This window comes from Kitasatospora sp. NPDC056651 (assembly GCF_042792155.1).
Taxonomy (GTDB): Bacteria; Actinomycetota; Actinomycetes; order Streptomycetales; family Streptomycetaceae; genus Kitasatospora.
On record NZ_JBHTWX010000072.1, the window covers coordinates 1 to 13,493 of the forward strand.

Genomic DNA, 13,493 nt, shown 5'->3' on the forward strand with positions numbered 1-13,493 from the left:
GCCTTCTCGTGGTCGCGCGTGTCACGGGAACCGGGCCGGACGGGGGAGTGGCCGGCCCGGTCCCGCGCCCGGCGTCAGGAGTCGCGTCGAACAGCCTCGACGCGACGGCGCCGGAGCACCATGCCGGCCCAGCCGACGCTGATCGCGGCAGCGCCGGCGAGCAGCAGCGGGCCGGTGGAGGAAGTGCCGCCCACGGCCGCCGAGGCGGTCGGGATCACCTGGCCGGCCGGGGAGTCCGGGTCCCCGCCGTGGCCGTGGTGGGCGACGGTGGACTTCGAGGCGTCGGCCGCGATCTGGGCGTCGCTGGGCGCGGCCGGAGCCTGGGCGGCGAGCGCCGACACGGCGGCGGTCTTGGCGCCGAAGTCGACGTCGGAGCAGGCGTAGAAGGCCTCCGGGCTGTCGCTGCGCTGCCACACCGTGTACAGGACCTGGCGGCCGGTGCGCTGCGGCAGGGTGCCGGAGTAGCTGTAGGAGCCGTTGACGGCGTTGCGGTCGACCTGCACCTGGGCCACCGGGGTCGGGTCGAGGTCCGACCACTTCAGCGGCTTGGTGGGGTCGTAGCTCGCCTTGGTGATGTAGACGGTCTGGGTGCCGACGTGCGGCGCGGTGGTGCGGAACTGGAAGGTGAACGCACCGGGCTTCACCGCAGTGGCCGGCCAGTCGGCGCGCGGCCAGTCCAGCGCCGCGTACTTGTCGCGGTTGGCCGAGCAGAGCTTGCCGTCCGGGATCAGCGCCTGGCTGTTGCCGGCGGCGTTGGCGATGTTGACCTCGTTCCAGTCGTAGAGCGGCTGGGTGCCGCTCGCGGCGACGAGGTCCTTGCAGACCTGGGACACCGGGTGCTCGGGGCCCTCGGCGTAGCAGGCGGCGACGCGGCTCACGGGGTTGGTCATCGTGCCGTGGGCGCTGGCGGTGCCGGCGGTGGCACCGGCCACCGCGAGGACGGCGGCGCCGATCACGCCGACGGACAGGGCACTTCGCTTGATGGACATGGGGTGGGGCTCCTTGACCGTCGTTCCGGGCGGGTGTGGGGGAACGGACACGCCTGCCCGTTCGGGAGCCGCCGGCCCGGCGCACGGCCCCCGGGCCAGAGCGTAGGATTGGTCTGGACCATAAGGCAATAGTCGGGCGCACTGTGCTTGTTGACGGACTGTAGGCCCACGAGCAGCGCAAAGGCCCGACGGAACGCTGGGGTTAGCCGTTCCATCGGGCCCTGTTAAGGCTCCGGAAAGGTCAGGTGTTCATGTTGTTGATCTTGCCCGCCATGACCACCGGCCCGCTGTAGGTCCCGTTGTTGATCGTCTGGTTGTAGGTGTTGTGGACCACCTGTTGGGGTGGCTTCGGCATGAACTCCGCCAGGATCTCCCGGAGTTCCTCGGCTGCCTGCGGGTTCTCCCGGAACAGCGCGCGCAGCCGGTTGCGAAGGGCCGCCGCCTGGTCGGCCAGGACCTCCTCGTCGCCGCCCGCCTCCAGCACCTCGGCGCGGATCACCTCCAGCTCGGCGCTCGCCTCCTCGTCCCGCTCGCCGCGCCCGAACAACCGGGCGATCCGCGAACTGGCCTGGTTCCAGGCGGCCGTGGCCATCAGACCGGCCACCGAGGTCGCCCCGGACCTCACCATCTCCTGTACGAGCCCGGCGTCCATGCCGCCCCCTTCGCGTTCGCAGTGTCGGCACCACGGTAGGGCAACGACGGGCGAAGCGTCAGAGGAACGTCCTACCCTCGCCCCGGTACGTCGGCACCGTCCGGACGACACGGTCGCCCTCGATCAGGTGCAGCTCGGCGAAGCGTTCGCACAGCTCGCCCGCCTTGGCGTGCCGGAACCAGACCCGGTCGCCGATCAGCAGGTCGTCCGCGGCCGGACCGAGCAGCGGGGTCTGCACCTCCCCGGCGCCCTCCATCGGGTCGTAGCGCAGCCCGGCCGGCAGGTACGGCACCGGCGAGCGGTCCGGGCCGGCCGCGCCGGAGGCCGGGTAGCCGCCGCCGAGCACGGTCACCACGCCGAGGCCGGGGCGGCGCACCACCGGCTGGCCGAACAGCGCGGCCGGTCGGCCCCGGAACGAGCGGTAGTGGTCGAAGAGTTGCGGCACGAACAGCCCGGAGCCGGCGGCGACCTCGGTGACGGCGCGCTCGGCCACGGTGGACTCCACGCTGCCGGTGCCGCCGCCGTTGACGAACTCCAGGTCGGCCACCTGCCGCAGCCGCCGGACCGCCGCCGCGCGCCGCTCGGCCAGTTCGGTGCGGGCCTTGGCCTGCATCAGCCGGATCAGCCGCGAGCGCACCGGCCGTCCGGGCACCCGGTCGCCCACCCCGGCGACGTGCCCCTCGTACGCCATCAGGCCGACCACCCGGAAGCCCCGGCGGCGCTGGACGAGTTCGGCGAAGGCGCCGAGTTCCTCGGGGGTGCGCAGCGGCGAGCGGCGGGCGCCGACCCGGACCCGGCCGCCGAGCAGGTGCAGCGAGGTGTCCAGCTCCAGGCAGACCCGCACCTCGGCGTCGCCGGCCCGGGCCGCGTCGATCAGGTCCAGCTGGGCCGGGTCGTCCAGGACGACGGTGATCTCGCGGGCGGCCTCCGGGTCGGCGGTCAGCTCGGCGAAGCCGGCCCGGTCGGCGGACGGGTAGGCGAGCAGGACGTCCCGGACGCCGGTGCGGGCCAGCCAGAGCGACTCGTCGAGGGTGAAGCTCATCACCCCGAGGAAGCCGTCCACGGCCAGCGCCCGGTCCAGCAGCGCCCGGCAGCGGACCGACTTGCTGGCCAGCCGGATCGGCTTGCCGCCCGCCCGGCGCACCAGGTCGGCGGCGTTCGCGTCGAACGCGGCGAGGTCCACGACGGCCACCGGGCCGTCCAGGTGGGCGGTGGCGCGGTCGTACCGGAGGCGGTCGGAGACCGGGGCGGGCGCGGTCGCGGGCGCGTCGAGGATCACCATGGGCGCAGGGTGCCACACCGCACTACCGGTGGGTAGGCCTCGTGCGCGGGGAACGTGCAGGGACACGGGGAACGTGCAGGGAAATGGGGACGCTCGGGCACGGTGGCATAGGGTCGGGCGGGTGGACCGCAAAGACTTCTCCAACCCGGCGTTCGTCGGCAAGAGCATCCCGAATCCCGGCTTCTCCGACGACGAGGGCACCGCCGACCAGGCGCTCACCGAGGCCCTCGCCCGCTGGTCGCGGGACCGCGCGGCCGAGCCGGAGGTACTGGCGGCGCTGACCCCGACCCGGCTGATGGTCCCGATCGTCGCGATCCTCGGCGAGGTCGAGGTGGACGCGAACGGGCACCGGCACGAGAAGACCAGCGACATGGCCGTCCCGGTGCTGGAGGCCCCGGACGGGCGCCGCGCGCTGCCGGCCTTCACGTCGCTGGAGTCGCTCGCCCGCTGGCGCGCCGACGCCCGCCCGGCGCCGACGGCGGCCCCGCAGGCCGCGATGGTCGCCTTCTCGGAGCGCGCCGACACCCTGCTGGTCGACCCGGCCGGGCCGGTGCCGTTCCAGCTGAGCGGTGCCCGGCTGCGGGCGCTCGCGGAGAACCGCCCGTTCCTGCCGCCGGCCCGGGACCCGGAGGTGCGCGAGGCGGTGCGCGGGCTGCTGGCGGCCGAGCCGCAGGTGGTCACCGGGCTGCTGGAGGCCTCGGAGGGCTCGGACGGGGTGCTCGCGGTGGTGTTCGACCCGGCGCTGGACCAGGCGGGGCTCCAGGCGGCCGCGCAGCGGGTCGGGCGGGCGGTGGCGGCGGATCCGCTGCTGCGGGTGCGGCTGGACCGGGGGCTGGACCTCGCGGTGCTGCCGGCCGGCGCGGAGCTGCCGGGGGAGCCGCTCTACAAGCGGTAGGAACAGCGGTAGGAGCACGGAAAAGGGCCAGCCCACTTGACCAGTGGGCTGGCCCTTTCCTGGCACCTACTCATGTGAGTAGGTGCAGGATTCAGGAGTAGACCGGCCCGGTGAACTTCTCGCCCGGGCCCGCGCCCGGGGCGTCCGGGACGATGGAGGCCTCGCGGAAGGCGAGCTGGAGCGAGCGCAGTCCGTCGCGCAGCGGCGCGGCGTGGAAGTTGCTGATCTCCGGGGCGCCGGCGGTGACCAGCCCGGCCAGCGCGGTGATGAGCTTGCGGGCCTCGTCCAGGTCCTTGTCCTTCTCGCCGCCCTCGGCGAGACCGCACTTGACGGCGGCGGCACTCATCAGGTGCACCGCGACGGTGGTGATCACCTCGACGGCCGGGACCTCGGCGATGTCACGCGTGAGGTCGTCGAAGCCGATCGCGTCGTCGTCCGCGCCGGGGTTCTGGGTGGGCTCGCTGCTCAAGGGGGGCTCGTTCCATCGTGTCGTGTGGGTACACCTGGAGCGTACAAGGGGCCCCACGCCGAGCCGGAATAGCGTTCGACCCCCCGACGCTGTAAGCTTCGAGACTGACCGGCCGGGATCCCGCGTGGGCACTCGGCCAGCAAGTGGAGGCTCCACTGAGGAGGCCCGAGAGGGCAACCGCGAAAGTCTCCCACCCGATCGACCTCACGGTCGACGGGTCCCGGTCCGCGACGGGCGCCCTTGGCGCCGAGTCGCCGCAGCGCCCCTCACCGGGCGCCGCCCCCGGATTGTGTGGAGCCCCGCTTGTACCGAGCGGGGCTTTTTTCGTGTGGCGGTGTACGTACCGGACAGCGCAGCACGAATGAAGCCCCGCCCAGTGGTCGAGTCCACTACGTGCGACCGCCGTCCGACGGCCGCATCGCAGAAGGTGCAACCGAGGAGGCCCCATCAGCACCGAGCCCCGCATCAACGACCGGATTCGCGTCCCCGAGGTGCGACTCGTCGGTCCCAGCGGCGAGCAGGTCGGCATCGTGCCGCTTGCCAAGGCGCTGGAGCTCGCGCAGGAGTACGACCTCGACCTGGTCGAGGTCGCGGCGACCGCCCGGCCGCCGGTGTGCAAGCTCATGGACTACGGCAAGTTCAAGTACGAGTCGGCCATGAAGGCCCGTGAGGCGCGCAAGAACCAGGCGCACACGGTCATCAAGGAGATGAAGCTCCGGCCGAAGATCGACCCGCACGACTATGACACCAAGAAGGGTCACGTCGTCCGGTTCCTCAAGCAGGGCGACAAGGTCAAGATCACGATCATGTTCCGTGGTCGTGAGCAGTCCCGCCCCGAGCTGGGCTTCCGTCTGCTCCAGCGGCTCGCCGACGACGTCCAGGACCTGGGCTTCGTCGAGTCGTCGCCCAAGCAGGACGGCCGCAACATGATCATGGTCCTTGGTCCGCACAAGAAGAAGACCGAGGCGATGGCCGAGGCCCGCGCCCTCGCGGACGCCCGCAAGGCCGAGCGTCAGGGCCGCACCGTCGGCTCCGACGCCGCTGCGGAGGACGAGCTCGACGACATCGTGACCGAGGACGTCGAGACCGAGGTCGACGACGTCGTGACCGAGGACGTCGAGACCGAGGCGCAGGACGCCCCGGCCGAGGCGCCGGCCGTCGAGGCCGACGCTCCGGTCGAGCAGCCGGCCGCCTCCCAGGGCGCCTGAGCCTTCACCGGCCAGGAGGTCCGGGAGACCGGCCCACAGGGTGACGGGGCGACCCGCCCGGTCACCGCAGATCCATCCAGTTCGCGCCCGCGTGGCAGCAGCCGCGCGGGCGTGGACGGGACCGACGAGGAGATACGGCGAAATGCCGAAGCAGAAGACGCACAGTGGCGCCAGCAAGCGCTTCAAGATCAGTGGCTCTGGCAAGGTGCTGCGCGAGCGCGCCGGCCGCCGCCACCTCCTGGAGCACAAGCCCTCGACGCTGACCCGCAAGCTGGCCGGGACGATCGAGCTGGCCCCCGCTGACGCCAAGAAGATCAAGAAGCTTCTCGGCAAGTGATCGCCCTCCCGCCCGGCGCGAGCCGCGAGCGGGGCAGCTGATCCTTCCCGACCCATTCGAATGACGGACCACGTGAAGTAGTCCGTGGTCCAATCCAAGGAGTAATCAAGTGGCACGCGTCAAGCGGGCAGTCAACGCCCACAAGAAGCGCCGGGTCATCCTGGAGCGCGCCAGCGGCTACCGTGGCCAGCGCTCGCGCCTGTACCGCAAGGCCAAGGAGCAGGTCACCCACTCGCTGGTCTACAACTTCAACGACCGCAAGAAGCGCAAGGGCGACTTCCGTCAGCTGTGGATCCAGCGCATCAACGCTGCGGCCCGTGCCAACGGCATCACCTACAACCGCTTCGTGCAGGGCCTGAAGGCCGCCAGCGTCGAGATCGACCGCAAGATGCTGGCCGACCTGGCCGTCAACGACCCGGGTGCGTTCGCCTCCCTGGTCGAGGTCGCCCAGAAGGCGCTGCCGGCCGACGTGAACGCCCCGAAGGCCGCCGCGGACGCCGCCTGATCTTCCGAGATCGGTTGAGCTCTGACCGGACCCGCAGGCTCTCCTGCGGGTCCGGTCCTGCTTTACCCCCTCCTCCAGCGCCTCCAGAGATCGAGACCATGCCGAGCACCGAGATCCCCCTGCTGACCTCCCTGCGCTCGCCGCGCGTCGTCGCCGCCCGCCGACTGGCCAAGCGCAACCAGCGCACCAAGGAGCGCCGCTTCCTGGCCGAGGGCCCGCAGGCCGTCCGGGAGGCCGTCGCCTTCGGCAGGCTGCCGGGAACCGGCGAGCACGCGGTGGTCGAGGTCTACGCGACGCCGGAGGCCGCCGAGCGGCACGCCGGGATCGTCGAGGCCGCCCGGGCCGAGGGGCTGTCCGTGCTGACCGCCACCGACGAGGTGATCGCGGACATCTGCGACACCGTGACCCCGCAGGGGATCGTGGCGCTCTGCCGCTTCATCGACACCCCGTTCGCCGAGGTGCTCAAGGCCCGCCCCAAGCTGGTCGCGGTCCTCGCCCACGTGCGTGACCCGGGGAACGCCGGGACCGTGCTGCGCACCGCCGACGCGGCCGGCGCGGACGCCGTGGTGCTCACCGACGCCTCGGTGGACCTCTACAACCCGAAGGCCGTCCGGGCCTCCGTGGGCAGCCTGTTCCACCTGCCGGTGGCGGTCGGCGTGCCGGTCGAGGAGGCCGTCGGCAAGCTGCGCGAGGCCGGTGTCCGGGTGCTCGCCGCGGACGGTGCGGGGGAGCGCGACCTGGACCGGGAACTGGACGAGGGCACCCTGGGCGCGCCGGGCGCATGGGTGTTCGGCAACGAGGCCTGGGGGCTCCCGGAGGAGACCCGCGCGCTGACCGACGAGGTCGTGCGCGTCCCGATCCACGGCCACGCCGAGAGCCTCAACCTGGCCACCGCGGCGGCCGTCTGCCTGTACGCCTCGGCCCGCGCCCAGCGCTCGCCCGGTGGCTGCCGCTCGAACGCCTGATCCTCTCCGGGGGCGCACCGGGATCACCCGTTGCAAGCCCTACTGCGGGCGCCTGGGAGACGCTAGGGTCTGCCTCTGTGGGGGGAACGGCACGGTGGGTAATCGGGGAGGCAACCCATGGTCGGCAGCGGACCCGAGCTCGACCCGGACGACCTGCCGGACGGGCTGGTGGTCGCCGACGGGCTGGGCCGGGTGGTCTGCTTCAACCGGGCCGCGGCCCGGCTCACCGGCGTGCTCCCGCAGGCCGCGCTCGGCAGCGCCGTCGAGGACGTCCTCCCGCTGGAGGACCTGGACGGCCGCCGCTGGTGGCAGCTGACCGACCCGTACGGCGGCCTGGCCATCCGCACCCGCCAGCCGGAGCGCAACCTGCTGCTGCCCGGCGGGCGCGAGGTGCTGGTCTCCGCCACGTACGTGCGCGCCGTGCCGGGCGGGCCGCTGGAGCGCCTGGTGATCGCCCTGCGCGGCACCGAGGCCCGGCGCCGCACCGAGCGCAGCCACGCCGAGCTGATCGCCACCGTGGCGCACGAACTGCGCTCCCCGCTGACGAGCGTCAAGGGGTTCACGGCGACGCTGCTGGCCAAGTGGGAGCGGTTCACCGACGGGCAGAAGCGGCTGATGCTGGAGACGGTGGACGCCGACGCCGACCGGGTCACCCGGCTGATCGCCGAGCTGCTGGACATCTCCCGGATCGACGCCGGGCGGCTGGAGCTGCGCAAGCAGGTGGTGGACCTGGCCGCGGCGGTGCGCCGGCACGTCGAGCGCAAGGTGGCCACCGGCATCCCCGAGGAGCGCTTCGACATCCGGATCGCCGAGCCGCTGACCGTGCTGTGGGCCGACCCGGACAAGGTCGACCAGGTGCTCGCCAACCTGCTGGAAAACGCGGTGCGCCACGGGGAGGGAACTGTCACGATCGAGGTGGCACCCGCCAAGGAGGTCGTCGAGGCGCCCGTCTGGGAGCGCTCCGGCACCCCGCCCCGCATCGTGGAAGGCACGGCGGTCACCGTGAGCGACGAAGGCACCGGCATCCCCGAGGACTCGATGCCGCGCGTCTTCACCCGCTTCTGGCGCGGCTCCAAGCGCGGCGGTACCGGCCTCGGCCTCTACATCGTCAAGGGCATCGTGGAGGCCCACGGCGGCTCGATCCGCGTCGACCGGGCTCCCGGGGGTGGCGCCCGGTTCCGGTTCATCCTGCCCGCCGGGGTGCCCGACTTCATGCTCTGAAAGAGGCATGAACGATCAGCACGGCATGCTCTGAAAGAGGCGTGAACGATCAGTACGGCATGCTCTGAGAGTGGCATGAACGATCAGTACGGCATGCCGTGAGGGCGCCGCCGGGGCGGGCTCCGGGAAGCGGCGCCGAGCGGCGCTACACGCTGCGACTACACTCGACCTTTGGCGATGGCCCAAAGACCTTGAGCACGGACGAGCAGGAGCACGGGAAAGATAGAGATGTCGGCACCCAACAAGTCGTACGACCCGGTCGAGGTCGAGGCCCTCAAGCCCGAGGTGGTGGAGCAGGCGCGCGACGAGGCGATCGCCGCCTTCGCCGCCGCCGGCTCCCTGGACGAGCTGAAGCAGGCCAAGGTCGCCCACACCGGCGACCGCTCCGCGCTGTCGCTCGCCAACCGCGAGATCGGCGCCCTGCCCCCGCACGCCAAGGCGGCCGCAGGAAAGCTGATCGGCCAGGCCCGCGGGGCCGTCAACCAGGCCCTCGCCAAGCGGCAGGCCGAGCTGGAGGCGGAGCGGGACGCCCGCGTGCTGGTCGAGGAGGCGGTGGACGTCACGCTGCCGTACGACCGCGCTCCGCGCGGCGCCCGGCACCCGCTGACCACCATGGCCGAGCGCATCGAGGACACCTTCGTCGCGATGGGCTACCAGGTCGCCGAGGGCCCCGAGGTCGAGGCCGAGTGGCTGAACTTCGACGCCCTCAACCTGGGCCCGGACCACCCGGCCCGCTCGATGCAGGACACCTTCTTCGTCCAGGCCCCGGACGGCTCCGCCGACTCCGGCGTGGTGCTGCGCACCCAGACCTCCCCGGTCCAGGCCCGCACCATGCTCGACCGCGAGCCCCCCGTCTACGTGGTCTGCCCCGGCCGGGTCTACCGGACCGACGAGCTGGACGCCACCCACACCCCGGTCTTCCGCCAGGTCGAGGGCCTCGCGGTGGACGAGGGCATCACCTTCGCCGACCTCAAGGGCACCATCGAGGTGCTGGTCGAGAAGCTGATCGGCGGTGGCCTGGAGCTGCGCTGGCGCCCGTCGTACTTCCCGTTCACCGAGCCGAGCGCGGAGATCGACCTCCAGTGCTTCGTGTGCCGCGGCGAGAGCGTCGGCAACCCGGACCGGCCGTGCCGCACCTGCTCCTCCGAGGGCTGGATCGAGCTCGGTGGCTGTGGCGTGGTCAACCCGCGGGTGCTGGTCGCCTGCGGTGTCGACCCCAACCGCTACAGCGGGTTCGCCTTCGGCCTGGGCCTGGAGCGGATCCTGATGAATCGTCACAACGTCGCCGACATGCGCGACATGGTCGAGGGTGACGTCCGCTTCACCCTCCCGTTCGGGATGGAGATCTGATGCGCGTCCCGCTTTCCTGGCTGCGCGAGTACGTCGACCTGCCGGCCGGCGAGACCGGTCGCGACGTGGCGGAGCGCCTGGTCCGAGCCGGCCTGGAGGTCGAGACCGTCGAGCAGCTCGGCGCGGACCTCAAGGGCCCGCTGGTGGTCGGCGAGGTGCTCTCCATCGAGGAGCTGTCCGGCTTCAAGAAGCCGATCCGGCACTGCTTCGTCAACGTCGGCGACGCCAACGGCACCGGTGAGCCGCAGGAGATCGTCTGCGGCGCGACCAACTTCGCCGTCGGCGACAAGGTCGTCGTCGTGCTTCCGGGCGCCGTGCTGCCCGGCCCGTTCCCGATCGCGGCCCGCAAGACCTACGGCCACACCTCGGCCGGCATGATCTGCTCCGCCCGCGAGCTGGGCCTGGGCGACGACCACAACGGCATCATCGTGCTCCCGCCGGAGTACGAGGCCGGCACCGACGCCATCGAGCTGCTCCAGCTCGTCGACGAGGTGCTCGACATCGCCGTCACCCCGGACCGCGGCTACTGCCTGTCCATGCGCGGCGTGGCCCGGGAGGCCGCCGCCGCGTACGGGCTGCCGCTGGCCGACCCGGCGCTGCTCGACGTGCCGCCGGCGAACTCCTTCGGCTACCTGGTGAGGGTCAACGACCCGACCGGCTGCGACCGCTTCGTGGCCCGTACGGTCATCGGCCTCGACCCGACCGCCAAGTCGCCGATCTGGCTCCAGCGCCGGCTCCAGAAGTCGGGCATCCGCCCGATCTCGCTGACCGTCGACATCACCAACTACGTGATGCTGGAGGTCGGCCAGCCGCTGCACGCGTACGACAAGCAGCGCGTGAACGGCCCGATCTCGGTCCGCCGGGCGGAGCAGGGCGAGACCCTCACCACCCTGGACGGCGTCGAGCGCAGGCTCTCCGCCGAGGACCTGCTGATCTGCGACAACAGCGGCCCGATCGGCCTGGCCGGCGTGATGGGCGGCGCCTCCACCGAGATCCTCGACCCGGCCGCCGGTCCGGGCACCACCGAGGTGATCATCGAGGCGGCGCACTTCGAGGCGGTCACCATCGCCCGCACCGCCAAGCGGCACAAGCTGCCCTCCGAGGCGTCCAAGCGCTTCGAGCGCGGCGTCGACCCGGAGGCCGCCCGCGCCGCCGCGCAGCGCGCCGTCGACCTGCTGGTCCTGATCGCCGGCGGCACCGCCGAGGCCGGGGTCACCGACATCGCCGCGCCGCACCCGCTGCGCACCATCACCATCGCCGCCGACCTGCCCGACCGGGTGGCCGGCACGGTGTACGGCCGCGAGACCGTCACCCGGCGCCTCCAGGAGATCGGCTGCTCGGTCTCCGGCGCCGACGTCCTGGAGGTCACCCCGCCGACCTGGCGCCCCGACCTCACCGACCCGTACGACCTCGCCGAGGAGGTCATCCGGCTGGAGGGCTACGACAACGTCCCCGCCCGGATGCCCAACGTGCCTCCGGGCAAGGGCCTGACCGAGGACCAGCGGGTGAACCGCCGGATCGGCGTCGCGCTGGCCGGGGCCGGCTACGTCGAGGTCAACAACTACCCGTTCCTCGGCGAGGCCGCCTTCGAGGCGCTCGGCCTGGAGTCGGACGACCGGCGCCGCCGCACGGTGAAGCTGGTCAACCCGCTGAACGACGAGGAGCCGGCGCTGCGCACCACGCTGCTGCCGGGCCTGCTCGGCGCGCTGCGCCGCAACGTCGGCCGGGGCAACACCGACCTGGCGGTCTTCGAGACCGGCACCGTGTTCCTGCCCAAGGACGAGCTGAGCGTGGCTCCGCGTCCGGCCGTCGACCACCGGCCCAGCGACGAGGAGCTGGCCGAGCTGGACGCCGCGCTGCCGGACCAGCCGCGCCGGATCGCCGTCGCCCTCGCGGGCGAGCGGCTGCCGTCGGGCTGGTGGGGCAAGGGCGCCCAGGCCTTCTGGGCGGACGCCGTCGAGGCGGCCCGCACGGTGGCCCGCGCGGCCGGCATCGAGCTGACCGTCCGCCAGGGCCAGCTGGCTCCCTGGCACCCGGGTCGCTGCGCCGAGCTGCTGGTGGCCGGCACCGACCGGGTGGTCGGCCACGCCGGCGAGCTGCACCCGCGGGTGGTCAAGGCGCTCGGGCTGCCGGCCCGTACCGCCGCGATGGAGATCGACATCGACCTGCTCACCGCCGACGGCGCCGAGCGGGTCAGCGGCCCGACCGTCTCCGGTTTCCCGGTGGCGACCCAGGACGTCGCGCTGATCGTCGACACCGCCGTCCCGGCCGCCGAGGTCGAGGCCGCGCTGCGCTCCGGCGCGGGCGAACTGCTGGAGGCCATCCGGCTGTTCGACGTGTTCACCGGCGAGCAGGTCGGCGAGGGCAAGAAGTCGCTGGCGTACGCCCTGCGCTTCCGCGCGGTCGACCGCACGCTGACCGCCGACGAGGCCACCGCGGCCCGTGAGGCGGCCGTCGCCGAGGCCGTCGCCCGTACGGGCGCGGTGCTGCGCGGCGCCTGACCCGGCAGCGCCCGAACGACGAGGGCCCCGCCCCGGACCACGAGTCCGGGGCGGGGCCCTTTCCGTTTCCCGGTTCGACGGTGCCTCAGTCCGTCGCCCGTCTCCTTGCCGTACCGACCCGGGGCTCCGCCGATCACTTGAAGAGGTTCTGTCAAAACCCTTGCGGGAGTGCGGCCGAGGGCGTTTCCTTCTTCTTGTTAGGAAAGTTTCCTAACCCATCGAGGAATCGGAGCTCCCATGCGCCCTCAGCCCCGTCGTGCCCTCCGCATCGCCCTCGCCGCCGCTCTGGTGGCCGCGCCGCTGACCGTCGCGGCCACCTCGGCGGCCCAGGCCGCCCCGTCGCCGGCCGGGGCCGTCCGGCTCCAGGCGGCCGGGCTGGACGACCCGCACAAGAAGGACATCGCGATGCAGCTGGTGTCCAGCGCGGAGAACTCGTCGCTGGACTGGAAGGCCCAGTACAAGTACATCGAGGACATCAAGGACGGCCGGGGCTACACCGCCGGCATCATCGGCTTCTGTTCCGGCACCGGTGACATGCTGGAGCTGGTCCAGCACTACACCGACCTCAAGCCCGGCAACATCCTGGCCAAGTACCTGCCGGCGCTGAAGAAGGTCAACGGCACCGAGTCGCACGCCGGCCTCGGCTCCGCGTTCGAGAAGGACTGGGTCACCGCCGCCGCGGACACGGTCTTCCAGCAGGCCCAGAACGACGAGCGCGACCGGGTGTACTTCAACCCCGCCGTCAACCAGGCCAAGAGCGACGGCCTGCGCGCGCTCGGTCAGTTCGCCTACTACGACGCCATCGTCATGCACGGCCCGGGCACCAGCTCGGACAGCTTCGGCGGCATCCGCGCCGCCGCGATGAAGAAGGCCAAGACCCCCGCCCAGGGCGGCGACGAGGCCACCTACCTCAAGGCCTTCCTGGACGCCCGCAAGGTGGTCATGAAGAAGGAGCAGGCCCACTCCGACACCAGCCGGGTCGACACCGAGCAGCTGGTCTTCCTCAACGCCAAGAACTTCGACCTCAACCCGCCGCTGAAGTGGAAGGTCTACGGCGACAGCTACGCCATCAACAGCTGATGCGCCGTCAATAAGCGGGGCCCGGCGACTGGTTCACAG

Annotated in this window: 13 protein-coding genes; 9 read left to right on the forward strand and 4 right to left on the reverse strand. The window is 72.3% G+C overall.

What is annotated here, in order from left to right; genetic code table 11:
• Window positions 1-74: 74 nt before the first annotated feature.
• From ACFRAR_RS25410 to ACFRAR_RS25420, 3 genes are all read right to left on the reverse strand, one after another.
• Window positions 75-989, reverse strand: a complete 915-nt coding sequence (locus ACFRAR_RS25410; RefSeq protein WP_380700490.1) for a lytic polysaccharide monooxygenase — start codon at window positions 987-989, stop codon at window positions 75-77.
• Between the two features lie 241 nt (window positions 990-1,230).
• Window positions 1,231-1,641, reverse strand: coding sequence for a hypothetical protein (locus tag ACFRAR_RS25415; protein ID WP_380700491.1), 411 nt, complete (start codon window positions 1,639-1,641; stop codon window positions 1,231-1,233).
• A gap of 58 nt (window positions 1,642-1,699) precedes the next feature.
• The gene (locus ACFRAR_RS25420; protein ID WP_380700492.1) at window positions 1,700-2,923 is read right to left on the reverse strand and encodes an amino acid deaminase/aldolase; all 1,224 of its coding nucleotides are present in this window, start codon (window positions 2,921-2,923) and stop codon (window positions 1,700-1,702) included.
• Window positions 2,924-3,044: 121 nt separating this feature from the next.
• Here ACFRAR_RS25420 and ACFRAR_RS25425 point away from each other — a divergent pair, with 121 nt between their 5' ends.
• Complete coding sequence (locus tag ACFRAR_RS25425) at window positions 3,045-3,818, forward strand: SseB family protein (RefSeq protein ID WP_380700493.1); 774 nt, start codon at window positions 3,045-3,047, stop codon at window positions 3,816-3,818.
• Between the two features lie 91 nt (window positions 3,819-3,909).
• Here the strand turns inward: ACFRAR_RS25425 and ACFRAR_RS25430 are convergent, their stop codons facing one another.
• Window positions 3,910-4,287 carry a DUF1844 domain-containing protein gene (locus ACFRAR_RS25430; protein ID WP_316520291.1) on the reverse strand — a complete coding sequence of 126 codons (378 nt, stop codon included), beginning with the start codon at window positions 4,285-4,287 and terminating at the stop codon, window positions 3,910-3,912.
• A gap of 446 nt (window positions 4,288-4,733) precedes the next feature.
• On the opposite strand from ACFRAR_RS25430, the gene infC reads away from it, so the two are divergent.
• The 8 genes from infC (at window position 4,734) to ACFRAR_RS25470 (ending at window position 13,454) form a co-directional block, all read left to right on the forward strand.
• The gene (gene infC, locus ACFRAR_RS25435) at window positions 4,734-5,495 is read left to right on the forward strand and encodes a translation initiation factor IF-3 (protein ID WP_380700525.1); all 762 of its coding nucleotides are present in this window, start codon (window positions 4,734-4,736) and stop codon (window positions 5,493-5,495) included.
• A gap of 142 nt (window positions 5,496-5,637) precedes the next feature.
• On the forward strand, window positions 5,638-5,832 hold the full coding sequence (rpmI, locus tag ACFRAR_RS25440; protein WP_045701618.1) for a 50S ribosomal protein L35: 195 nt from the start codon (window positions 5,638-5,640) through the stop codon (window positions 5,830-5,832).
• Between the two features lie 109 nt (window positions 5,833-5,941).
• On the forward strand, window positions 5,942-6,337 hold the full coding sequence (gene rplT, locus ACFRAR_RS25445) for a 50S ribosomal protein L20 (RefSeq protein WP_030055649.1): 396 nt from the start codon (window positions 5,942-5,944) through the stop codon (window positions 6,335-6,337).
• Between the two features lie 98 nt (window positions 6,338-6,435).
• A complete protein-coding gene (locus ACFRAR_RS25450; protein ID WP_380700494.1) occupies window positions 6,436-7,302 on the forward strand; it encodes a TrmH family RNA methyltransferase in 867 nt (288 codons plus the stop codon).
• Between the two features lie 117 nt (window positions 7,303-7,419).
• The gene (locus tag ACFRAR_RS25455) at window positions 7,420-8,523 is read left to right on the forward strand and encodes an ATP-binding protein (protein WP_380700495.1); all 1,104 of its coding nucleotides are present in this window, start codon (window positions 7,420-7,422) and stop codon (window positions 8,521-8,523) included.
• Window positions 8,524-8,751: 228 nt separating this feature from the next.
• The gene (gene pheS / locus ACFRAR_RS25460) at window positions 8,752-9,873 is read left to right on the forward strand and encodes a phenylalanine--tRNA ligase subunit alpha (protein ID WP_380700496.1); all 1,122 of its coding nucleotides are present in this window, start codon (window positions 8,752-8,754) and stop codon (window positions 9,871-9,873) included.
• Window positions 9,873-12,374 (forward strand): phenylalanine--tRNA ligase subunit beta, encoded by a 2,502-nt coding sequence (pheT, locus tag ACFRAR_RS25465; protein ID WP_380700497.1) that lies wholly within the window; start codon window positions 9,873-9,875, stop codon window positions 12,372-12,374. The genes pheS and pheT overlap by 1 nt, the downstream gene beginning before the upstream one ends.
• 237 nt (window positions 12,375-12,611) lie before the next feature.
• Window positions 12,612-13,454, forward strand: coding sequence for a chitosanase (locus ACFRAR_RS25470; protein ID WP_380700498.1), 843 nt, complete (start codon window positions 12,612-12,614; stop codon window positions 13,452-13,454).
• The last annotated feature ends 39 nt before the right edge of the window (window positions 13,455-13,493 follow it).

Excerpts from the sequence above, each read along its gene's own strand:
- ACFRAR_RS25410 (WP_380700490.1), bottom strand. The coding sequence starts at position 989 with ATGTCCATCAAGCGAAGTGCCCTGTCCGTCGGCGTGATCGGCGCCGCC.
- ACFRAR_RS25415 (WP_380700491.1), bottom strand. The coding sequence starts at position 1,641 with ATGGACGCCGGGCTCGTACAGGAGATGGTGAGGTCCGGGGCGACCTCG.
- ACFRAR_RS25420 (WP_380700492.1), bottom strand. The coding sequence starts at position 2,923 with ATGGTGATCCTCGACGCGCCCGCGACCGCGCCCGCCCCGGTCTCCGAC.
- rpmI (WP_045701618.1), top strand. The coding sequence starts at position 5,638 with ATGCCGAAGCAGAAGACGCACAGTGGCGCCAGCAAGCGCTTCAAGATC.
- ACFRAR_RS25450 (WP_380700494.1), top strand. The coding sequence starts at position 6,436 with ATGCCGAGCACCGAGATCCCCCTGCTGACCTCCCTGCGCTCGCCGCGC.
- ACFRAR_RS25455 (WP_380700495.1), top strand. The coding sequence starts at position 7,420 with ATGGTCGGCAGCGGACCCGAGCTCGACCCGGACGACCTGCCGGACGGG.
- pheS (WP_380700496.1), top strand. The coding sequence starts at position 8,752 with ATGTCGGCACCCAACAAGTCGTACGACCCGGTCGAGGTCGAGGCCCTC.
- pheT (WP_380700497.1), top strand. The coding sequence starts at position 9,873 with ATGCGCGTCCCGCTTTCCTGGCTGCGCGAGTACGTCGACCTGCCGGCC.
- ACFRAR_RS25470 (WP_380700498.1), top strand. The coding sequence starts at position 12,612 with ATGCGCCCTCAGCCCCGTCGTGCCCTCCGCATCGCCCTCGCCGCCGCT.